Source organism: Leisingera sp. ANG-M6, from assembly GCF_000813905.1.
Taxonomy (GTDB): Bacteria; Pseudomonadota; Alphaproteobacteria; order Rhodobacterales; family Rhodobacteraceae; genus Leisingera.
Window position 1 is genome coordinate 181,981 of the sequence record NZ_JWLG01000009.1, and the last position, 19,991, is coordinate 201,971.

The window sequence follows — 19,991 nt, forward strand, 5'->3', positions numbered from 1 at the left end:
CAATTGCACAGGCGCTGCACCGGGGCGCAGCGCCTGCGGCTTCAGACGTTCATCAGCAGATGCTCGCGCTCCCAGGGGGAGATCACCTGCAGGAACTCCTCATACTCCGCGCGCTTCACGATGGAGTAGACGCGGGCAAAGTCCGGACCCAGCACCTCGTGCAGCTCCTTGGCCTCGTCGAACAGGTCCAGCGCCTGGCCCATCACCTGCGGGATATCGCCTTCGCCCTCATAGGCGTCGCCCTTGAACTGCTTGCGCGGGCGTTCCTCGTTGACCAGGCCGAGATAGCCGCAGGCCAGCGACAGGGCGATGCCCAGGTAGGGGTTGCAATCCATGCCGGCGATGCGGTTTTCCACCCGCCGCGCTTCCGGCCCCGACAGCGGCACGCGGATGCCGGTGGTGCGGTTGTCGCGCGCCCATTCCAGATTGATCGGCGCGGCGTGGTCTTTCACGTAGCGGCGGTAGGAATTCACATAGGGCGCCATCACGGCAATGCCTGCAGGCAGATGGTTTTGCAGCCCGGCGATGAAGTTGTAGAATGCGTCCGTCTCGCCGCCCTGCGGGCCGGAGAAGATGTTCTGGCCGGTCTCCACATCCAGGATCGAATGGTGGATATGCATGGCAGAACCGGGCTCATTCTCGATCGGCTTGGCCATGAAGGTGGCAAAGCAGTCGTGGCGCAGCGCAGCCTCGCGGATCAGCCGTTTGAAGTAGAACACCTCGTCCGCCAGCTTCACCGGGTCGCCGTGGCGCAGGTTGATTTCCAGTTGGCCGGCGCCGCCCTCCTGGGTGATACCGTCGATCTCAAAGCCCTGATGCTCGGCGAAGTCATAGATGTCGTCGATCACCGGGCCAAACTCGTCCACTGCAGTCATCGAATAGGCCTGACGCGCCGCCGCCGGGCGGCCGGAGCGGCCCATCATCGGCTCAATCTCCTTGGCCGGGTCGATGTTGCGGGCGACCAGGAAAAATTCCATCTCAGGTGCCACAACCGGCTTCCAGCCCTTATCGCGGTAAAGCTGCACCACGCGCTTGAGCACGTTGCGCGGGCTGTAGGGGATCGGCTGATCATGCCGGTCGTAGGCGTCGTGGATCACCTGCAGGGTCCAGTCGCCGGTCCAGGGCGCAGCTGTGGCCGTGGACATATCCGGCCTCAGGGTCATGTCCTTTTCGATCCAGCCGTCCTCGTCCGCGGCATCCGCCCAGTCCCCGGTGATGGTCTGGTAAAAGATGCTGTCGGGCAGATGGAAATAGTCGGTCTTTGCGAACTTCGATGCCGGTACCGCCTTGCCACGGGCGATACCGGGAAGGTCCGAGATAACGCATTCGACTTCGTCGAGACGACGCCCCTCCAGATAGGCTTTTGCTGCTTCGGGAAGGGTGTCGAGCCAGGCTGACATTAGGTCCTCTCTTTCCTGTAAAAATCTGCGAGGAGGGTTGCGATATCTTGGTTGTCTACGGGGGTGTCCAGCTCGGCGGCTGCACGATCCAGAAGGTCGCCAGGCACCACGCCGCGGCCGCGTTTATCAATCAGGCCGCCCACGAAGGCGTTGGGGAATTCGGGGTGGGGCTGCCAGGAGATGATGTGGTCGCCATAGGCAAGGATGCCATTACGGCAGAACTCATTGCCGCCCAGCACCCGCGCGTCTTCGGGCAGCTTCACCACCTGGTCCTGATGCCAGGCGTTCAGGGTCAGGTCCTTGCCGTCCACCTGATAGGTGACCGGGCCGACGGCCCAGCCGCCCTCGAACTTCTCGACCTTGCCGCCAAGCGCCTGGGCGATGATCTGATGGCCGAAGCAGATGCCCGCCAGCGGCTGTTTGCGTGCATGGATGGCGCGGATCAGATCCTCCAGCGGAGGGATCCAGGCGTGGTCTTCATAGGCGCCGTGCTTGGAGCCGGTGATCAGCCAGGCGTCGGCGTCCTGAGGGCTGTCCGGCAGAATGCCGTCCACCACCGCCCAAGTCTGAAACTCAAATCCGTTGCCGTCCAGCATATCGCGGAACATGGCGTCGTAATCGCCGAAGTCTCCGAACAGGTCTTCGGGGGAGTGGCCGGTTTGCAGGATGCCGATTTTCATGAGTCACCAAATTTGATCAAATTGAGCCTAGCCGAGGATGCCGGGGCGGGCAAGGGGCTTCCCGGGCGCCGCAGGCAAAGCGGGTTTATACCGCCTCCAGCCAAGACAGCCAATGGCTCTCCATGGGGCGTTCCGCAAAGCCAATGAGCTCCTGCCGCTTGGTCATCACAAGATTGCGGATGGCGAGGTCCGGAAGGATGCGTGCAATCAGCGGGTCGGTGTCAAACCAGTTGATCGCGGTCTCCCAGTCGGCGGCCAGCTGCGGCAGGCCCTCGATCTCATAAATGTTGCCCTCGGAAGGCGCTGGAGGCTGCATCTTGTCCTCGATCCCGGCCAATGCTGCACCCAGCACCGTAGCCAGCATTAGGTAGGGGTTGATGTCGCCGCCTGCGACCCGGTGTTCGATCCGGCGTGCCTTGGGGCTGCCGCCGGGAATACGGATGGCGGCGGTGCGGTTTTCATAGGCCCAAGCGGCGCTGACCGGGGCGTGGGCGCCGGGCACCAACCGGTCATAGGAGTTGCCGTGCGGGGCAAAGATCAGTGAGCTGGCGGGCATCGCTGCCAGACAGCCGGCCACCGCGTGCATCAGCAGATCAGACCCTTTGTCGCTGCCGTCGTCAAAGATGTTGTTGCCGTCCTGATCCTCGACCGAGAAATGCACATGCATGCCGTTGCCGGCTTCCTCGGCATAGGGTTTGGCCATGAAGGTCGCGGCAAATCCGTGTTTGCGCGCAAGCCCTTTGACCAAAGCCTTGAATAGCCACGCATCATCGGCGGCGCGCATGGCCTCCTGGTGGAGGAGGTTGATTTCGAACTGCCCGAGGCCGGCCTCGGAAATGGCGTCCTGGGCGGGAATGCCCATCGCCTCTGCGCCGTCGTAGAGATCGGAGAAGAACTCGTCAAAGGCGTCCAGTTCGGCAATCGACAGCACCGATTGCTGATCCAGCTCGCGGCCCGTCAGCGGGTCAATCGGCGGGGCCGGGCGGGCACCGCTGTCATCCAGAAGGCTGAACTCCATCTCGGTCGCGGCGACAACGGTCCAGCCGCGTGCGCTGTAGCGCGACAGCACATCTGCCAGTACATGGCGGGGGTCGCCCAGGAAAGGGGAGCCATCCTCCCAGTACATCGCCATGGGCACTAGCGCCGAGGCACTCTTGAGCCAGGGCATCGGCACCGGACCGCGGTTGGTGGGCAGCATCACGCCATCAGCGTCGCCGGTTTCAAAAACCAGCGGGCTGTCTTCGACGTCGCGGCCCCACAGGTCGACGTTGAGGGCGGAAACCGGCATCCGGGCGCCGCCGCTTTCCAGCTTTCCGGCCTGGCTTGCGGGCAGCCGCTTGCCACGCATCTGGCCGTTCATATCACAGGCGGCAATGCGGATTGTCTTCAGTCCGGGCAGGTCCATTTGGGGCTCCATGAATGCGTTGCGCCAACCCTAGCCTATGGAAATCCATTCGCCAAGATAATTTGATCAAAAGTTTGATGTGATGGCCGTGCAGCTGGTGGATTGTCGGTGCGAATGGGCGCATCTGGCCATGCAGAGAAGCTGCCTGGGCCTCCGTTAAAAGCAAAAATGGCTCCCGAGGGAGCCATTTTGTTGTTAGCGGATCAGGCTGATCCTCAGTCTGGGCTTGGCCCGCCGCTCCTGCGGCAGATGCTTGTTCAGCCGCCGGTTCACAAAGCCGAACAGGCTGATAATCACCAGCGTCAGCAGGATGAAGTAGAAGGCCAGGATCGGGTAGGGGACAAACGGGTTGAAGGTCTTGTCCGCGAAATAGCTGGCGTAATAGAGTGCATCGCCCTGCTGCCGCCAGGCCGGGAAGCCGGAGAAGAACACCAGTGTGGTGGCATGGAACAGGAAGATCGCCTCGTTGGTGTAGGCAGGCCAGGCCAGCCGCAGCATGGTCGGGAATGTGATGCGGCGGAAGCGGTTCCAGCCGGTCATGCCATAGGCATCGGCGGCCTCGATGTCGCCCTTTGGTATCGACAGCAGTGCGCCATAGAAGATCTCGCCCGAGTAGGCTGCGGTATTGCAGAACAGTACAACCAGCGCCCCGAGCCAGGCCGATGTGAACGGATCAAAGAAGCTGGACACGCTTTTGAGGCTCAGGAAACAGGCGTAGGCAAAGAAGAACTGGATGAACAGCGGGCTGCCGCGGAACACGAAGATGAACCACTCCGCGGGCTTGCGGAACAGCGGGTTGGGGCTGGACTTGCCGACCGCCAGGGCGACTGCCAGGAAAAAGCCGGTCATCAGCGCCAGCGCGCCGAAGTAGACGTTCCAGATCAGGCCGGATCCGATCAGGGTGAAATGCTCGCACAGGGTATATTCGCCGCGCGGCAGCAGCCGTTCGCCAAAGCCCAGGGAGCGGAAGGCATAGGCTTGGATCGTTTCAACGCAACTCATGCCGCTGCCTTTCTTTGTGCTTCACCCGCTGCGGTGGCCTGGCCCTTGGTCAGGCGGGTCATGATGCGGTCCAGAACCACTTCGGAGACTTTGGTGAAGCAGAGGTAGAACACCAGAAGCGCCGCGAAATACCAGACATGCCAATTCGGGTGCGGGTAGTCGGTGAAGCGCGCGGTCTTGGTGCCGCCCAGTTCACGTGCCCAATAGACGATGTCTTCAACGCCCAGCAGGAACAGCAGCGGCGTGGACTTGATCAGCACCATCCACAGGTTCGACAGGCCGGGCAGGGCATAGACCCACATCTGCGGCACCAGGATGCGCCAGAACGCCTGGCGGTGGGTCATGCCATAGGCCTCCGCCGTTTCGATCTGGGCGCGCGGCACGGCGCGCATCGCCCCGTAAAGGACGTTGGCGGCAAAGGCGCCAAAGACGATGGAGAAGGTCAGGACGGCCAGGAAAAAGCCATAGGTTTCATGCACCCACTGCGGCGAGGTCGAGAGCGGCAGCTTGGCCGCGTCGCAGACCACAAAGTCGATGCCCTGGCGGATCGGCTGGTCCCAGTCCGGGCATTTCACCTTGTGGCGCATCCACTCAAACGCCTGGTCAAGCGCGATGACGAAGAACAGGAAGAAGGCAATGTCCGGCACGCCGCGTACAATGCTGGTGTAGCCTTTGCCGAACCAGCGCAGAGGCAGGAATTTCGAGCGGGCGGCACTGGCAGCGCCGAAACCGAACAGCAGGGCTGTCGGGGCGGTGATCGCCAGCAGTGTCAGCACCACAAAGACCGAGATGTAGAGGTTCACATGCTTGCCGGTGGTCAGATAGCAGCTGAGCCAGCTCAGCCCCTCAAGCGTGGATGGGTCCGTGCAATAGGAAAACATATGTACCCTGTCTTTCTGTGCTCACGCCCGGCACGCTTGGTGCCGGAAGCGAATGAATGAGGCCCGCGTGCCGCGGCTCGCGGGCCTGCAAGATCCTGAAACAGGATCAGATTACCACTGTGAGGACACTTCCCACTTGGCGATCAGTTCGTTCAGCGAGCCGTCGTCTTTCATCGACTGGATTGCCGCGTCGAACTTGCCGCGCAGGTCTGCATCCGACTCGCGGAAGCCCATGCCAACGCCGCCGCCCAGGGATTCGGATTTCTCCAGCATTACCAGGTCGTCGCCGACCACAGTGTCCAGGAAGCTCTTGTCGGCCAGAACCGCGTCAGCTTCGCCGTTGCGCACGGCTGCGACGGTTTCTTCCGGGGTGGCGAATTCGACCAGGGTCCAGCCCTGCTCAGCGATGAAGGCCGCCTGGATGGTGGTGGCCTGAGCCGCGATCACGCCGCCTGCCAGATCGACGTCAGCCGACTGCGCCACATATGCGGACGGATCCGGCGGCGTGTAGGGCTGGGTGAAGTCGATGACTTCGTCGCGCTCGTCGGTGATCGACATGCCGGCGATGATGGTGTCGTAGTTGCCGGAAACCAGGTTCGGAATGATCGAATCCCAGTCGTTTTTGACCCACTCGCAGGTCAGTTCGGCGCGCTTGCACAGCTCATCGCCCAGTTCGCGCTCGAAGCCGTCGATCTCACCGGCGTCGTTGACGAAGTTCCACGGCGCATAGGCGCCCTCGGTGCCCAGGCGCACGGTGTCCGCCAGGCCCATGCCCGCGGTCAGCGCCAGGGCGGCGGTGCCAAGGATCAAAGATTTCATCAAGTTACTCCCATTTTTGGTTGGTTATTGATTTCGTTATTATTGCTCATGGCGGGTCGATGACAAGAACGCCCGCAACCGTTCGGAGCGGGTGCCGCCAAAGACTTCGTCCGGTGAACCTTCTTCCTCAATAAGGCCCTGGTGCAGGAACACCACATGGCTGGACACATCGGCCGCCATTTTCATGTCGTGGGTCACGATCAGCATAGTGCGGCCTTCAGCGGCAAGATCCTTGATCACCTTGACCACTTCCTGCTCCAGCTCAGGATCCAGTGCCGACGTGGGTTCGTCGAATAGCAGCGCCTCCGGCTCCATGCACAGGCCCCGGGCAATCGCCGCGCGCTGCTGCTGGCCACCGGACAGCTGCGCCGGGTAGACGTCGCATTTGTCGCCGATGCCGACTTTTGCCAGGTAGTGGCGGGCCTTCTCCTCAACCTCTGCCTTGTCGCGGCCCAGCACGGTGACCGGCGCCTCCATCACATTCTGAAGGATGGTCATATGGGCCCACAGGTTGAACTGCTGGAACACCATCGACAGGTTGGTGCGGATGCGCAGCACCTGCTTGGCATCAGCCGGGCGGCGCGCCAGCCCCTGGCCGGTCCAGGTGATCGGTTCGCCCTTGAACAGGATTTCACCCTGCTGGCTGTCCTCCAGCAGGTTGCAGCAGCGCAGCAAAGTGGATTTGCCAGACCCCGAAGACCCGATCAACGACACCACGTCGCCTTTCTTGGCGGTGATGTCGACGCCTTTGATCACTTCCAGCTCGCCATAGGATTTATGCAGGCCGCGGATTTGCAGAACGGGCGTTGTATCGGTCAAGGTGTCGTTGTCCCTGTGAGTGGAAATTCGTTCTTATTGGACCGAAAAAAAGACCGAATGCAACGTTCAAACCGCACAAGCTGCTGTCTGAGTTGTCAAAACGGCGGGTTTGGCGGCCCATTTCGGAGGCGGCGGCTACGTCAGCTCCGCTGCACGGATGCGCTGTTCGGTCAGCACCGGGCCGGGCGGGGTCGGCACCGCGAGATAGTCGCTGGGGGTGAACCGCACCAGCCCCTTCAGATGCAAGCATGCCTTGGTGTCTGCATCCAATTCGCTGATGGCCGTTTCAATGGCGGTGAACAGCTCATCCGCATCCCGGCCCAGGGCTGTGATATAGGGCAGGGTGGGCGTCGGCACTGTGCGCTCAATCTCGGCCAGGCCGGCGGCAAAGGTGTCGTGTTCCCGGATCAACTCCCAGGTCAGCGCATCTAGGGAGGCAAAATCGGCGCGGCCTTCCGCGACCGCTTCGGCAGACAGCCGGTGGCCGCCGGTTTCCACCAGCGCGCCGGGCAGGATACTGCGGTCGTGCAGGTGCACCATCGCCGCGGCCCAGCCCGATTGCGACAGGGATTCGTTATAGGCAAAGCGGCGTCCAGCTAAGGCGGACAGCGGCTGGCCTGCGTCTTCTTTGCGGGCAATAAACACGCTGTTGTAATAGCCGGGTTCGCAGCCGGGAAGGCCGTAGTCGGGAGTGCCCACCAGCTCCACCTCTCCGTAAAGCCGGGTGCGGTAGGGGCAACCGCAGGTTTGCGAGAGCAGCAGATCCGGGGATTTCCAAACCTGCCAGAAATCCGCACCGCGGGTCAGCGTTTCTGGCCCGCCGCTGAGGTGTTTGCGTATCTCCGTCCAGAACCTGTCGTTTGCCGCTGCGGTTTCCGGGCGGTCGTACATGCCTAGATGTGCAATCATTTCGCAGCCTCTGCCCGTTTGCGCGCCATGGCGCTGTCCACATCGGAAACCCCCAAGAGGCTGGAGGACAGCCGCAGCAGTGCGTCCTCATTGGCGTCCCGGTGCCCGTCGGCCAGCGCAACTTGCCACAGCGCCTCGACCACGCCGGTGCGGTCTTCATAGGCCACCGCGTCCTTGATGGCGCGGGTGAAGCGGACGGTATCAGGTGCCTCAGCCTCCATGGCCTCCGCCTGTTCGCGCAGGATCAGCGTGCCGCCGGTGTCCAGCCCGTAGCGGGCAGTCAGGATCCGGTCGATGCGGTCCTTCTCCACTTCGGAATAATTGTGGTCGGAGCGGGCTATTCGCACCAGCAGCGCCGTCAGCGCAAGTTTTGCGCCTTCGTCATCCAGCTGCGCAGGGGCGGGCTCCAGCAGCCGGTTCAGCAGTTCCTTGAACATCAGCTCTCCCCCGCTGTGCCGCTGAATTTCTCAACCGCTCGGGCGCGGGCCTTTTCACTGTCGGCATAGGACAGGCCCATAGCCTTGCGCGCGTCCTCAATAATGGTGATTTCGCCCTCGTGCTCGTTGCCGTCTGCCAGCACCACCTCCCACAGGGCATCCAGCGCCGCCAGGCGTTCCTCCAGCCCGGTGGTCTCGCGGATCAGCCGGCCGAAAGTGTCTGTTTCGGGCGCTGCTGCGTGCAGTTTTTCGCAAGTGGCGCGCACCTTGGCGGCCTCAATCGCGTTGTGCTGGTAAAGCCGCGCCAGGATCCGGTCGATCAGGCTGATCTCCTCCAGCTTGTAGTCACGGTCTGATTGCGCCACCCGCACCAAAAGCGCCCCCAGCGCCAGTTCGGCATCCGGGTCGGGAAGGGCGGGCGGCTCAGACGGGCGGAACGCTTGAAAGAATTTCTTGAGCAAGGGCATCGGCAGACCTCTGGCAGAGCAGCAGGGCAGACGGCTTCAGCCGCCGTACCCTTCGATGATGTGCATATCACCCGTCGAGACCAGATCGCGAAAGGCCTTGGCGTTCTGATAAGCCACGGAATCATAGCAGGCTTTAGCGGTTTCGAAATCCTTGAATTCAAGGACAACGGTGCGGGCCTTGAACGCGCCTTCACGCACTTCCCGCTCGCCGCCGCGGATCAGGAACTTGGCTTCGTACTCCTCCAGCACCGGCCGCGCTGCCTTGATATAGGCTTGATAGCGCTCCATGTCGTTCACATCCACATGGGCCACCCAGTATCCCTTGGGGGTGGTTTCATTGGGCATGGCTGCAGCCTCCCTTGTTCTTATGGTTGACGGCAGGCTGATACAAAACCGCCGCAAAGACAATGGGGCGGTTACCAGGAATTTCCCCGTACTGATGAAAATCAGAATGGTTTCAACACGCTGCAGCGAACAGCAAAACGCCCGCCGAAGGGGCGGGCGTTTCGAAGGTGTTTTTCAGCGGGATCAGCCGATCTCGGCAAGACGCGCCAGCGCTTCCTTGACCTTGGCTTCCTCTTCCTCGCGTGCCGCCAGGTTTTCGCGGGCTTCCGCCACAACTTCTTCCGGGGCAGAGGCCGCGAATTTCGGGTTGTTGAGCCGTCCGCGCAAGCCGCCCAGTTCCTTGGCCAGCTTGCCCAGTGTCTTCTCCAGACGCGCCTTTTCCGCATCCACGTCGATCACGTCCGCCAGTGGCAGACCGAAGGACGCGCCGGGCGCCGCCACGCTGGCGCAGCCTTTGGGGAAGCTCTCCACCTGCTCCAGCGAGGTGATGCGGGCCAGCTTCTGGATCATCGCCTCGTTCTTTTCCCAGGCCGTGCGGGCCTGATCGGAGAACTCGGTGACGACCATCGGGATTTTGGCTCCCGCAGGCACATGCATCTGCGCGCGGGTTGAGCGGATATTTTCGATGGCGGTGATCACCCAGTTCATCTCGGCGTCGGCCTCGGCGTTGACCAGCTCGGTGCCGTAAGTGGGCCACTCGGCATGCACCAGCATCTTCTCACGCTTAGCTGTATTGCCCCAAAGTTCCTCGGTGATGAAGGGCATGATCGGGTGCAGCAGGATCATGCACTGATCCAGCACCCAGCCCAGCGTCTGGCGGGTCTCGGCGATCACCGCCTCATCCTCGGAGCCGAACAGCGGTTTCGACAGCTCGATGTACCAGTCGCAGACCTTGCCCCAGACAAAGGCGTAAAGCGCATTGGCCGCGTCGTTGAACCGGTAGGCTTCCAGTGCCGCGTCCACTTCCACCCGCACCTTTGCGGTTTCACCGATGATCCACTGGTTCACGGCAGCCTTGGCATCCGGGCAGGCAAAGGCCGGGACGGTTTCGTCATAGACGTTGTTGAAATGGGCAAAGTTCACCGCATTCCACAGCTTGGTGCCAAAGTTCCGGTAACCCTTGAGGCGTTCCATATCCAGCTTCAGCACACCGCCCAGCGCCGCCATCGCGGCGGAGGAAAAGCGCAGCGCGTCGGCGCCGAATTCCTCGATGATCTCCAGCGGATCAACCACGTTGCCGGTGGATTTCGACATCTTCTTGCCTTTGGCGTCGCGCACCAGGCCATGCAGGTAGACGGTGTCGAAGGGGATGCGCTCCTTGACCGGCAGGTTTTCGTCCAGCACTGCCAGTTGCATCATCATCATCCGGGCAACCCAGAAGAACAGAATGTCCTGACCGGTGACCAGGGTCGAGGTCGGGAAGTATTTCTGCATCTCGGCAGTGTCTTCCGGCCAGCCCAGCGTGCCGATCGGCCAGAGGCCGGAGGAGAACCAGGTGTCCAGAACGTCGGGGTCGCGCCAAAGGCCAATCTTGCCAAGCAAATTTTGGGCTTGGTCAATTTTGCGATGGGCGGTTTCGTTCTCGACTTCAACAATGCCGTTTGGTGCTAGATCCCCGTAGTACGTAGCGGCTTGGGCGACAATCTCATCAAGATCTGCAGCACAGAATGCTTTGAGGTTGGAGTAGTCAAGCCCAGCGCCTCCGCTGGTTTTGTAGGCGGTGCCATTTAAGTCTATTGTTTTTGGATCGACGGCAACAACGCTCGGCCCATACCAAACCGGGATCTGATGCCCCCACCACAGCTGGCGCGAGATGCACCAGGGCTCGATGTTCTCCAGCCAGTGGTAATAGGTCTTTTCACCGCTTTCCGGCAGAATCTTCACGTCGCCGTTGCGAACGGCATCCAGCGCCGGGCCAACAACTTTTTCCGCGTCTACAAACCATTGGTCGGTCAGCATCGGCTCGATCACAACCTTGGAGCGGTCGCCGAAGGGCTGCATGATCGGCTTGTTCTCGACGTAGGGTTCCAGCACCTCAACGTCTTCGCCGGTCTCCGGGTCGGTTTTGGTGACGCTGTGCATCACGGCCAGGCCTTCGCTGGTGATCTGCTCGACTACCAGTTTGCGCGCCTCAAACCGGTCCAGCCCGCGCAGATCATCCGGCACCAGGTTGACGGCATCAGCCTCGTTCTCAGACAGGGTCTGCTCGCCCTTGGCCACCGCCATGGCAATGCCCGCGGCCTCGTCATAAGGCGCGCCGTCCGCGCGCATCTGGCCGCGCATGTCCATCAGGCGGTACATCGGAATGCCGCCGCGCTTGGCGACCTGATAGTCGTTGAAATCATGGGCGCCGGTGATCTTCACCGCGCCGGAGCCGAAGTCCTTGTCCGGGTACTCATCGGTGATGATCGGGATCAGGCGGCGGTGCTCCTTGGGGCCAACCGGGATTTCACACAGCTTGCCGACAATCGGGGCGTAGCGTTCGTCAGAGGGATGCACGGCCACAGCGCCGTCGCCCAGCATGGTCTCGGGGCGGGTGGTGGCGATGGAGATATAGTCGCGCTCCTCCTCGAGGATGACGTTGCCGTCCTCGTCCTTCTCCACGTAAGTGTAGGTGGCGCCGCCCGCCAGCGGGTATTTGAAGTGCCACATGTGGCCTGCGACCTCGATGTTCTCGACCTCAAGGTCGGAAATCGCGGTCTCGAAATGCGGGTCCCAGTTGACCAGCCGCTTGCCGCGGTAGATCAGCCCCTTGTTGTACATCTCCACAAACACCTTGATCACGGCGTCGTGGAAGTTGGGGGAGTTCTCGTGACCGGTGCGGGTGTCGCCCTGCGCGCCTGCCATGGTGAAGGCGGTGCGGGAGAAATCGCAGGAGGCGCCGAGGCGTTTCAACTGCTCAACAATGGTGCCGCCGGATTTCTCTTTCCACTCCCAGACCTTCTCCAGGAATTTCTCACGGCCCAGCTCGCGGCGGGATGGCTGCTGGGTGTTGGCCAGCTCGCGCTCCACCACCATCTGAGTAGCGATCCCTGCATGGTCGGTGCCGGGTTGCCACAGGGTGTCAAAGCCCTGCATCCGCTTCCAGCGGATCAGGATGTCCTGCAATGTGTTGTTGAAGGCATGGCCCATATGCAGCACGCCGGTGACGTTGGGCGGCGGGATCATGATGCAGTAGGTGGAGGCCTCCGGCTTGGCGTTGGCGCCAGCCTTGAAACAGCCGGCCTCTTCCCACGCCTTGTAAAGGCGGCTCTCGGCTTCGGCCGCGTTGAACGTCTTTTCCATCGCCATGCGTCTTGATCCCTCATGCAGTTGGGCGATCAATTACCCAATGGCGGCAGGAAGGGGAAGGCGGATATGGGGAAATCTTTACCTCAGGCGGGCCGCGCGGCGCCGGCGGCAGCGCTGTGGGTATTTCAGACCAGAAAGAAGCAGGTCCGAGGCGCCCCCTGAATCCGGCCGTCCATTCGCCAGGGAATACGCAATGCCAGGAACAGGGGGCAGCTTCTTCCTGGTGCGGTCATCGGCTCCCCAGCCTGTACCGCACAAGGAGAGTGAAGCGATTCTGGTTAACAAAACCTTGCGGCTTCTTTCTGGTTGAAAATACCCGATGCATCGAGCTTGTGGCAGGCATGGCGCTGCGGGGATCAGCCCGTGTTCCAAATTTTGCGGCGGCGTTCCTTGACCATTTCGTTGCCCTCGTCGGTGCCGTCATGGAAGGTGTTGAACCACTCATCCCAAGGCGTTTCCCAGGTGCCGTAGTTGCAGTCGAAAAAACGGTGGTGCAGCTGGTGGAAGAAATCGCCGACCAGGAACTTGGCCTTTTTGCCGAACTTCAGATGCTCAAAGCCCGCGTGCGAGGTCGGGGCGCCGATCCCGTGGTGGAACAGCAAGAAGATCGCGTGCACCGGGTGCGAGGGCAGCAGGAAGAAAATCATGGTGTCGAACATCAGGAAGAAGCTCTCGACCGGATGCATCGCCAGGCCGGACCAGGGACCGGTGTTGATGTTGCGGTGATGCCAGGCGTGCACCTTGGTATAAAGCACGCCAACATGCAGCAGCCGGTGCAGCCAGTAGAAGTGGAAGCCCGCCCAGATCGGGATGAAGATGGTCATCAGGAGGAAGGTGACCGGATTGCCGTCCAGCGTGATCATGGTGACCCAGCCGTTGGCATAGGCGTAAAGGATGAGGCTTTCCCAGAAGGTCCAGAAGGTGAGCGCCGGACCAAGAGTCCAGAACATGTTGTCCCAGACCTGGTTCTTGAAGGTGAAGACCTTGGCGCCCTTCATCATCGGGCGCATGTCGTAGCGGTATTCGTCCGCCTGCGTCCGGTACTTCCAAAGCGCCAGATGCAGCCCGCCGGCCACCACCACCAGGATGCAGAAGTTGCGGAACCAGATCTCGAACACCCAGTCCCAGCTGAATGTGGCGACGCGGTCCAGGGAGGGAGTGAAGAAGGTCCAGGTGATAATGGCAAAACCCAGCAGCAGCGCCCGAAGCGTCAAAGGGTTCCAGCTTTGCAGCAGGTATTTGATCGAGGCCAGTGGCTTCATCGGCCAGTTCCAATAGGGGGAGGTCTGGATCGGCAACTGGGGGGTGAAGTTCCAAATCTTGCGCTTGGGGCGCGGCGCGTTGGCGGGACCTGTCATGTCACGTCTCTCATCTGGCTGGTAAGGTTGCCGCTGTTGCAGCGGGGTGTTCGCTGTCATGAACTCTAGGCGAGGGGCACGGAATTCCAGCACGGTATGTCTTGCCGGTTAGGCTAAGTTCTGCTTAGCCTGAAGGTATGGCGACCCGGATCCCCTCCCTGAACTGGCTGCGCGTGTTTGAAGCCGCGGCGCGCACCGAAAGCTTTGCCCGTGCAGCGGCGCAGCTGAACATGTCGGCAGCTGCGGTCAGCCAGCAGGTGAAGGCACTGGAAACCCAGCTGGGCACGCCTCTGTTTCAGCGCCACGCCCATGCGGTGACGCTGACAGAGGCCGGGCGGGCCTATCTGCCCTCTGTGCAGCAGTCGCTTCTGATGCTGGAAACCGCAACCACCGGCCTGTTCGGCGAAAGCCGCGAGCAGCGGCTGTTTGTGCAATCTGTGCTGCTGTTTGCCCATGGGGTGCTGGCGCGCGGGCTGCCGCAGTTCCAAGCCGCGCATCCGCAGGTCAGCCTGGCGCTCAGCACCGGCAATATGGCGGCGGACTTCGCCAACCAGTTTACAGATTTGCAGATCGTCTTTGGCAACCCTTCGCTGTTCGGCACCGAAGGGGATGAGTTGTTGCGGGAGGTGCTCTATCCGGTGGCCCGGCCAGAGATCGCCGCGCAAATCCAGTCTCCGCAGGACCTCTTCCGCTTTCCCCTGATCGAAGTCTCGACCCACCGGGCCAGCTGGGTGCAGCTGTTTGAGAACCTGCGCCTGTCCCATGGGCAAGCGCGCTATTTCTTTGCCGACAACTCGCTGATGGCGGCGGAACTGTCGGCGCAGGGCATGGGGATTGCATTGGCTCGGGCACCTGCGTCGGATGCGGTGGTCAGGGCCAGTGGACTGGTGCGTTGCCTGCCGGACGTCGACGTGCCGGGGCAGGAGGCCTACCACTTGATCTATCCCGACCGCGGCGCCATGCGTCCCGCGGCAAAACTGTTCCGCGACTGGCTTCTGGATTACGTGAGGAGCGCCTGACCTCTATTGCCCTTTCCGGTCCAGTTTGGTGGCCAGGTGGATCAGGCTTTCGGAGGACCGCACGCCCCGCGCCTCTGCGATGTGGTCTATGGTTTCGTCCAGCTCAGCCGTGCTTTGCGCCACCACCTGCGCCAGCAAGTCGAACCGGCCTGAGGTCGTGTGCACCACCTCCACCCCCGGCAGGCTGCGCAGGCGGGCCAGCACCTCTGGCCCTGACCGCGGTTCAATCGACATCAGCACCGTGGCCTGCAGTGGCGGGCGGGCGGCAGCAGAAGTTTTCAGCGTGTATCCGGATATAACGCCGGTGCTTTCCAGCCGCTCGATCCGGGCCTGCACCGTGGTGCGGGCGAGACCCAGATGGCGGGCAAGCTCAGCCACCGGGCGGCGGGCGTTCTCCCGCAATAGGGTGACAAGGCGCTGATCGGTGTCGTCGGTTTGCATGGATTGCCTGCGATATGACGGATGTTTTCGTCACTATAGGCAAAGTGCCAACCGGAATCGACGATCAATTCACGCAAAATATGCAAAACGAATGAGGATTACCCGATGCAGCAGATTCCCCCGCTATGGCTTTCGCCTGAGTCCCACCTGGCCCGCAGCACGCCGGATCACCCGATCCTGTATTTCTCGCCGCGGGTCCTGCATGAGGTGGCGCGGCGGTTCCGGGAGGGGTTTCCGGGCCTGGTGACTTATGCGGTCAAGGCAAACCCGCACCCGGCGGTTCTGTCCAATCTGGTGGCTGCTGGGATCACGGCGTTTGACGTGGCCTCGCCCGCGGAAATGGAGGCGGTGCGCGCCGCCAGCCCCGACGCAGTCATGCATTACAACAACCCGATGCGTTCTGAGGCGGAGGTTGCAGCAGGCATCGAGCACGGCGTCGCGAGCTGGTCGGTGGATGAGCTGAGCGAGCTTGAGAAGCTGGACGCGGTGCCGCGCTCCTGCGAAATCGCTGTGCGTTTCGCGCTGCCGGTTGCAGGCGCGGCCTATGATTTTGGCAGCAAGTTCGGTGCTGCCCCCGAGGAGGCCGTCGAACTGCTGAAGCAGGTGGCCGCCCGCGGCTGGACTCCTGCGCTGTGTTTCCACCCCGGCACCCAATGCGAGGATGAAAGCGCCTGGGTCGAATATGTCCATGCCGCCAAGCGGATCATTGACGAAGCAGGCGTGCACATCACCCGCCTGAACGTTGGCGGTGGCTTTGCCGCCAACCGCGATGGCGTGGCACCGGATCTGGAGAAGGTCTTTGCCGCGATCGGAGAGGCTGCGGATGCAGCCTTTGGCGCAGACAAGCCCAAGCTGATTTGCGAACCGGGCCGGGCGATGGTCTCGGAAAGCTTTACCCTGGCGGCGCGGATCAAGGGGATGCGCAAGGCAGGCGAGGTGGTCTTTCTCAACGATGGCATCTACGGCGGGCTGGTTGATATCCGCGACATGGGTCTGCCGGGCCGGGTAGAGGTCGTCGGTATTGACGGTAAGCATCGCGGGGGCGAGCGCAAGCCGCGGGTGGTGTTCGGCCCCACCTGCGATAGTCTGGACAGGCTGCCGGACGGGCTGCCGCTGCCCTGTGATGCCGCCACCGGCGACTATGTCCTGTTTCCGGGGCTAGGCGCCTATTCCTCTGCCATGAGCACGCAGTTCAACGGCTATGGCCTCAGTGACGTGGCGACGGTGATTGAGCTGGCTGGACAACCGGCCAGCTAAGGGTACTCTCGCCCCCGGACAGCCAGTCAGCGCGGACAGGGGGCGAGCATGGACAAATTCGGGAAAAGCCAGCCGGTAAAACGGGTCGAGGATGTAAGGTTCCTGACCGGGCAGGGCAACTACGTCGAAGATGCCGCCCCGGCAGATGCCTTGCGCGCCTGGGTGCTGCGCAGCCCGGTGGCGCATGGGGTGATCACGGCGCTGCACACGGAAGATGCGCTGGAGGCCGAAGGCGTCCATGCGGTGATCACCCTGGCGGACCTTGAGGCTGCTGGCATCAACGTCTCAATGGATGGCACCACGGTGAAAAACCGGGATGGCACGGACGGCGCCTCGCCGGAACGCCCGATGCTGGCCCGCAACAAGGTCCGCTATGTCGGGGAGCCGGTGGCCGTTGTCGTGGCTGAAACGCTGGACCAGGCCCGTGATGCGGGTGAACTGATCGAACTGGAGATCGACGACCTGCCGGTCAAGCTGGACCTTCACCCAGGCGGCGAGGCCCTGCACGGCAGCGTGCCGGACAACAAGGCCTTTGACTGGGGCATGGGGGATGAGGCGGCCACGGCAGAGGCCTTCCGCACTGCCGCCCATACCGTTGCCCTCCAGGTCGAGGACAACCGGATCATGGTCAGCACCATGGAGCCGCGCGGCTGCTTTGCCGAATGGCAGCAGGGGCGGCTGCATTTCACCTTTGGCGGTCAGGGGGTTTGGGGCATGAAGTCCCAGCTGGCTTCCAAGCTGGGGCTCAATGAGGATGACATCAAGGTCACCACGCCGGATGTCGGCGGCGGTTTCGGGATGAAGGCCTTTGCCTACCCCGAATACTTCGCAGTGGCCCACGCCGCCACGGTGCTGAGCCGCCCGGTGTTCTGGATGTCAGACCGGTCTGAGGCCATGCTGAGCGACAACGGAGGCCGCGATCTGACCTCGCTGGCTGAGCTGGCTTTTGACGAGGATCTGAAGATCACCGCCTACAGGGTGTCGACCCGCTGCAATCTTGGCGCTTACAACGCCCATTTCGGGCAGCCGATCCAGACCCAGCTGTTCAGCCGGGTGCTGGCCGGCGTCTATGACATCCAGACCGCCTGGCTGCAGGTAGAGGGGATCTATACGAACACCACTCAGGTGGACGCCTACCGCGGCGCCGGGCGGCCTGAGGCGATCTATGTGCTGGAACGGGTGATGGACCGCGCCGCGCGCGAACTGGGAGTTGATCCGCTGGAGCTGCGGCGGCGGAACTTCATCAAGCCTCCGGCCTTTCCTTATGGCACGGTGACCGGAGAGACCTATGACGTGGGCGATTTCGATAAGGTGCTGAGCCGTGCCGCCGAAGTGGCGGATCTGAAGGGATTCGCGTCCCGCCGCGCCGAAAATGGTAAACGCGGCAAGTACCGGGGCGTTGGGGTCTGTTACTATATCGAAAGCATTTTGGGCGACCCTTCAGAAGGCGCAGAAGTGGAGTTTCTGGAGGATGGCCGGGTGAACATCTATGTCGGCACGCAAAGCAACGGCCAGGGGCATGAGACCGTCTATGCCCAGTTCCTTGCCGACCAGAGCGGAATTCCGGCGGAAATGATCCAGGTGATCCAAGGCGACAGTGACCGCATCGCCCAGGGCGGCGGCACCGGCGGGTCGCGTTCCGTCACCACCCAGGCCAATGCGACGCTGGCGGCGGTGGAGACGATGATTGCCGCCTTTACCCCTTTCCTGGCGGAAGAGATGGGTGTGGAAGAGGATGCCGTGGAATTTGACGGCGAAACCTTCCGGGCGCCGGGATCCAACCTGACCCCCACCATGCTGGAGGCAGCAGAGATGGCCCGCGCGCAAGGCCGCACCGATCTGCAGCGTCACGCGGCGCGGGCCCGGCTGCCGGGGCGCTCGTTTCCGAACGGCGCACATATTGCCGAAATTGTTATCGATCCGGAGACTGGGCAAGCCGACGTGGAGCGCTACACTGTAGTTGACGATTTCGGTAATCTGATCAACCCGATGCTGGCCGAAGGCCAAGTGCATGGCGGGGTGGCGCAGGGGCTGGGACAGGCCATGCTGGAGCGGGTTGTCTACGATGAGGACGGGCAGCTGCTCACGGCTTCGTTCATGGACTATGCCTTGCCGCGGGCCAGCGGCGTCCCCATGATTGGATTCACCTCCGAGCCGGTGCCTTCGACACAGAACCCGATGGGGATGAAAGGTTGCGGCGAGGCGGGCACCGTCGGTGCGCTGGCAGCGGTTGCAAACGCGGTGCAGGACGCGGTCTGGGACCGCGGCGTGCGGCAAGTGGACATGCCGTTCACCCCGCTGAGGATTTGGGAAGTGCTTAGAGATGTTTCTGAGGCAGCTGAGTAGAAGGGTTTTAGGGTGGCTTGGACGGCCGCTGCGCTCGGAGCATTCCGGCGAAACCAAGCTGCGCGGCCCCCAGGCCCATGTGATTATTCTCGACGGCACCATGTCGACGCTGGAACGGGGCCATGAAACCCATCCAGGCCAGCTTTACCGCCTGTGCCGGGAAATGGGCGGCCAGGTGTCGGTCTTTTACGAATCCGGTGTGCAGTGGAAAGGCTGGGGCAGCGCTCCGGACGTGATGATGGGGCGCGGCATCAACCGGCAGATCCGCCGCGCCTACGGCTACCTCGCCTCCCGCTACCGTCCCGGCGACAAGATCTACTTGTTCGGCTACTCCCGCGGTGCCTATGCGGTGCGTTCGCTGGCGGGCGTGATCGACCGGATCGGATTGCTGAAGCCCGAACATGCCACCGTCCGCCATATCCGCACCGCGTACCGGCACTACCGGCTGAACGGGCGCTCCAAGACCGGCGCTGCCTTCACCGCGGCCCATTGCCACGATGAGGTCGAGATTGAGATGGTCGGCGTCTGGGATACCGTCAAGGCGCTGGGCCTGCGCCTGCCGCTGCTGTGGCGCTGGGCGGAGCGGCAGCACAACTTCCACAATCACACGCTGGGTCCGCACATCAAAACCGGCTATCACGCGCTGGCGCTGGACGAGACACGCGATGTCTTCAAACCCGTGCTGTGGGACTGCCCCAAGGGCTGGAGCGGCCATGTCGAACAGGTCTGGTTCCGCGGCGCGCATGGCGACGTGGGCGGCCAGCTTGGCGGGTTCGAGGACGCGCGGCCGCTGGCCAATGTTTCCTTGATCTGGATGCTGGAGAAGGCTGAGGAACGCGGCCTGCCGCTGCCGAGCGACTGGCGCATGCGCTTTCCGGTCGATCCCAAGGCGCCTTCGGTTGGCACCTGGCAGGGCTGGGCCAAGATCTTCCTCTTGCGCAGCCGCCGCCGGGTCGGGCTGGATGCCAGCGAACGATTGCACAGCAGCGTGGACGCGGGCAGGCAGGACGCCGCTGCCGGCGGCTGGATGGCGATGTTTTCCAAGACATAAAGCTGAAACGGCGCAAAGGCATTCCCGAGGCGTGAGCCGCGGGGGCCAGCCGGCCATGCCTGAA

General features: G+C 62.5%; 18 protein-coding genes. 4 read left to right on the forward strand and 14 right to left on the reverse strand.

Annotated elements, in window-relative coordinates; genetic code table 11:
• Positions 1 to 41: 41 nt before the first annotated feature.
• The 13 genes from RA24_RS07210 to RA24_RS07270 all read right to left on the reverse strand — a co-directional run bounded on the left by RA24_RS07210 (position 42) and on the right by RA24_RS07270 (position 13,813).
• On the reverse strand, positions 42 to 1,400 hold the full coding sequence (locus RA24_RS07210; protein WP_039169629.1) for a glutamine synthetase family protein: 1,359 nt from the start codon (positions 1,398 to 1,400) through the stop codon (positions 42 to 44).
• On the reverse strand, positions 1,400 to 2,080 hold the full coding sequence (locus RA24_RS07215) for a type 1 glutamine amidotransferase (protein ID WP_039190725.1): 681 nt from the start codon (positions 2,078 to 2,080) through the stop codon (positions 1,400 to 1,402). The genes RA24_RS07210 and RA24_RS07215 overlap by 1 nt, the downstream gene beginning before the upstream one ends.
• An 85-nt stretch (positions 2,081 to 2,165) precedes the next feature.
• A complete protein-coding gene (locus RA24_RS07220) occupies positions 2,166 to 3,485 on the reverse strand; it encodes a glutamine synthetase family protein (RefSeq protein WP_039149095.1) in 1,320 nt (439 codons plus the stop codon).
• A 195-nt stretch (positions 3,486 to 3,680) separates the two neighbouring features.
• Positions 3,681 to 4,487 (reverse strand): ABC transporter permease, encoded by an 807-nt coding sequence (locus RA24_RS07225; protein ID WP_039148767.1) that lies wholly within the window; start codon positions 4,485 to 4,487, stop codon positions 3,681 to 3,683.
• The gene (locus RA24_RS07230) at positions 4,484 to 5,368 is read right to left on the reverse strand and encodes an ABC transporter permease (protein WP_039190727.1); all 885 of its coding nucleotides are present in this window, start codon (positions 5,366 to 5,368) and stop codon (positions 4,484 to 4,486) included. The genes RA24_RS07225 and RA24_RS07230 overlap by 4 nt, the downstream gene beginning before the upstream one ends.
• A 111-nt stretch (positions 5,369 to 5,479) precedes the next feature.
• Positions 5,480 to 6,187, reverse strand: a complete 708-nt coding sequence (locus RA24_RS07235) for a transporter substrate-binding domain-containing protein (RefSeq protein WP_019295586.1) — start codon at positions 6,185 to 6,187, stop codon at positions 5,480 to 5,482.
• 39 nt (positions 6,188 to 6,226) lie between these two features.
• Positions 6,227 to 7,006 (reverse strand): ABC transporter ATP-binding protein, encoded by a 780-nt coding sequence (locus RA24_RS07240; protein WP_039148764.1) that lies wholly within the window; start codon positions 7,004 to 7,006, stop codon positions 6,227 to 6,229.
• A 135-nt stretch (positions 7,007 to 7,141) separates the two neighbouring features.
• Positions 7,142 to 7,915: a phosphate/phosphite/phosphonate ABC transporter substrate-binding protein gene (locus tag RA24_RS07245; RefSeq protein WP_019295584.1), complete on the reverse strand. Its 774-nt coding sequence runs from the start codon at positions 7,913 to 7,915 to the stop codon at positions 7,142 to 7,144.
• Positions 7,912 to 8,352 (reverse strand): tellurite resistance TerB family protein, encoded by a 441-nt coding sequence (locus RA24_RS07250; protein WP_019295583.1) that lies wholly within the window; start codon positions 8,350 to 8,352, stop codon positions 7,912 to 7,914. Before RA24_RS07250 ends, RA24_RS07245 begins: the two co-directional genes overlap by 4 nt.
• Positions 8,352 to 8,813, reverse strand: a complete 462-nt coding sequence (locus tag RA24_RS07255) for a tellurite resistance TerB family protein (RefSeq protein ID WP_036761872.1) — start codon at positions 8,811 to 8,813, stop codon at positions 8,352 to 8,354. Before RA24_RS07255 ends, RA24_RS07250 begins: the two co-directional genes overlap by 1 nt.
• A gap of 42 nt (positions 8,814 to 8,855) precedes the next feature.
• Complete coding sequence (locus tag RA24_RS07260) at positions 8,856 to 9,164, reverse strand: DUF1330 domain-containing protein (protein ID WP_019295581.1); 309 nt, start codon at positions 9,162 to 9,164, stop codon at positions 8,856 to 8,858.
• 183 nt (positions 9,165 to 9,347) lie between these two features.
• Complete coding sequence (locus tag RA24_RS07265; RefSeq protein ID WP_039190729.1) at positions 9,348 to 12,455, reverse strand: valine--tRNA ligase; 3,108 nt, start codon at positions 12,453 to 12,455, stop codon at positions 9,348 to 9,350.
• Between the two features lie 356 nt (positions 12,456 to 12,811).
• Positions 12,812 to 13,813: a sterol desaturase family protein gene (locus RA24_RS07270; protein ID WP_039190731.1), complete on the reverse strand. Its 1,002-nt coding sequence runs from the start codon at positions 13,811 to 13,813 to the stop codon at positions 12,812 to 12,814.
• 137 nt (positions 13,814 to 13,950) lie between these two features.
• Here RA24_RS07270 and RA24_RS07275 point away from each other — a divergent pair, with 137 nt between their 5' ends.
• Positions 13,951 to 14,832 carry a LysR substrate-binding domain-containing protein gene (locus tag RA24_RS07275; RefSeq protein ID WP_039190733.1) on the forward strand — a complete coding sequence of 294 codons (882 nt, stop codon included), beginning with the start codon at positions 13,951 to 13,953 and terminating at the stop codon, positions 14,830 to 14,832.
• Positions 14,833 to 14,835: 3 nt separating this feature from the next.
• Here RA24_RS07275 and RA24_RS07280 read toward each other — a convergent pair whose 3' ends face one another.
• The gene (locus tag RA24_RS07280) at positions 14,836 to 15,273 is read right to left on the reverse strand and encodes an Lrp/AsnC family transcriptional regulator (RefSeq protein WP_019295577.1); all 438 of its coding nucleotides are present in this window, start codon (positions 15,271 to 15,273) and stop codon (positions 14,836 to 14,838) included.
• Between the two features lie 105 nt (positions 15,274 to 15,378).
• On the opposite strand from RA24_RS07280, the gene RA24_RS07285 reads away from it, so the two are divergent.
• From RA24_RS07285 to RA24_RS07295, 3 genes are read left to right on the forward strand one after another with little or no spacing between them, the layout of a single operon-like run.
• The gene (locus tag RA24_RS07285) at positions 15,379 to 16,530 is read left to right on the forward strand and encodes a type III PLP-dependent enzyme (RefSeq protein ID WP_039169655.1); all 1,152 of its coding nucleotides are present in this window, start codon (positions 15,379 to 15,381) and stop codon (positions 16,528 to 16,530) included.
• 48 nt (positions 16,531 to 16,578) lie between these two features.
• A complete protein-coding gene (locus RA24_RS07290; RefSeq protein ID WP_039190734.1) occupies positions 16,579 to 18,876 on the forward strand; it encodes a xanthine dehydrogenase family protein molybdopterin-binding subunit in 2,298 nt (765 codons plus the stop codon).
• Entirely contained in the window at positions 18,854 to 19,927 is a 1,074-nt protein-coding gene (locus RA24_RS07295; RefSeq protein ID WP_019295574.1) for a DUF2235 domain-containing protein, read from the forward strand. Before RA24_RS07290 ends, RA24_RS07295 begins: the two co-directional genes overlap by 23 nt.
• The last annotated feature ends 64 nt before the right edge of the window (positions 19,928 to 19,991 follow it).

Excerpts from the sequence above, each read along its gene's own strand:
- RA24_RS07275 (WP_039190733.1), top strand. The coding sequence starts at position 13,951 with ATGGCGACCCGGATCCCCTCCCTGAACTGGCTGCGCGTGTTTGAAGCC.
- RA24_RS07215 (WP_039190725.1), bottom strand. The coding sequence starts at position 2,080 with ATGAAAATCGGCATCCTGCAAACCGGCCACTCCCCCGAAGACCTGTTC.
- RA24_RS07220 (WP_039149095.1), bottom strand. The coding sequence starts at position 3,485 with ATGGACCTGCCCGGACTGAAGACAATCCGCATTGCCGCCTGTGATATG.
- RA24_RS07265 (WP_039190729.1), bottom strand. The coding sequence starts at position 12,455 with ATGGCGATGGAAAAGACGTTCAACGCGGCCGAAGCCGAGAGCCGCCTT.
- RA24_RS07225 (WP_039148767.1), bottom strand. The coding sequence starts at position 4,487 with ATGAGTTGCGTTGAAACGATCCAAGCCTATGCCTTCCGCTCCCTGGGC.
- RA24_RS07290 (WP_039190734.1), top strand. The coding sequence starts at position 16,579 with ATGGACAAATTCGGGAAAAGCCAGCCGGTAAAACGGGTCGAGGATGTA.
- RA24_RS07260 (WP_019295581.1), bottom strand. The coding sequence starts at position 9,164 with ATGCCCAATGAAACCACCCCCAAGGGATACTGGGTGGCCCATGTGGAT.
- RA24_RS07250 (WP_019295583.1), bottom strand. The coding sequence starts at position 8,352 with ATGTTCAAGGAACTGCTGAACCGGCTGCTGGAGCCCGCCCCTGCGCAG.
- RA24_RS07245 (WP_019295584.1), bottom strand. The coding sequence starts at position 7,915 with ATGATTGCACATCTAGGCATGTACGACCGCCCGGAAACCGCAGCGGCA.
- RA24_RS07285 (WP_039169655.1), top strand. The coding sequence starts at position 15,379 with ATGCAGCAGATTCCCCCGCTATGGCTTTCGCCTGAGTCCCACCTGGCC.
- RA24_RS07270 (WP_039190731.1), bottom strand. The coding sequence starts at position 13,813 with ATGACAGGTCCCGCCAACGCGCCGCGCCCCAAGCGCAAGATTTGGAAC.
- RA24_RS07295 (WP_019295574.1), top strand. The coding sequence starts at position 18,854 with ATGTTTCTGAGGCAGCTGAGTAGAAGGGTTTTAGGGTGGCTTGGACGG.
- RA24_RS07210 (WP_039169629.1), bottom strand. The coding sequence starts at position 1,400 with ATGTCAGCCTGGCTCGACACCCTTCCCGAAGCAGCAAAAGCCTATCTG.
- RA24_RS07280 (WP_019295577.1), bottom strand. The coding sequence starts at position 15,273 with ATGCAAACCGACGACACCGATCAGCGCCTTGTCACCCTATTGCGGGAG.
- RA24_RS07230 (WP_039190727.1), bottom strand. The coding sequence starts at position 5,368 with ATGTTTTCCTATTGCACGGACCCATCCACGCTTGAGGGGCTGAGCTGG.
- RA24_RS07235 (WP_019295586.1), bottom strand. The coding sequence starts at position 6,187 with ATGAAATCTTTGATCCTTGGCACCGCCGCCCTGGCGCTGACCGCGGGC.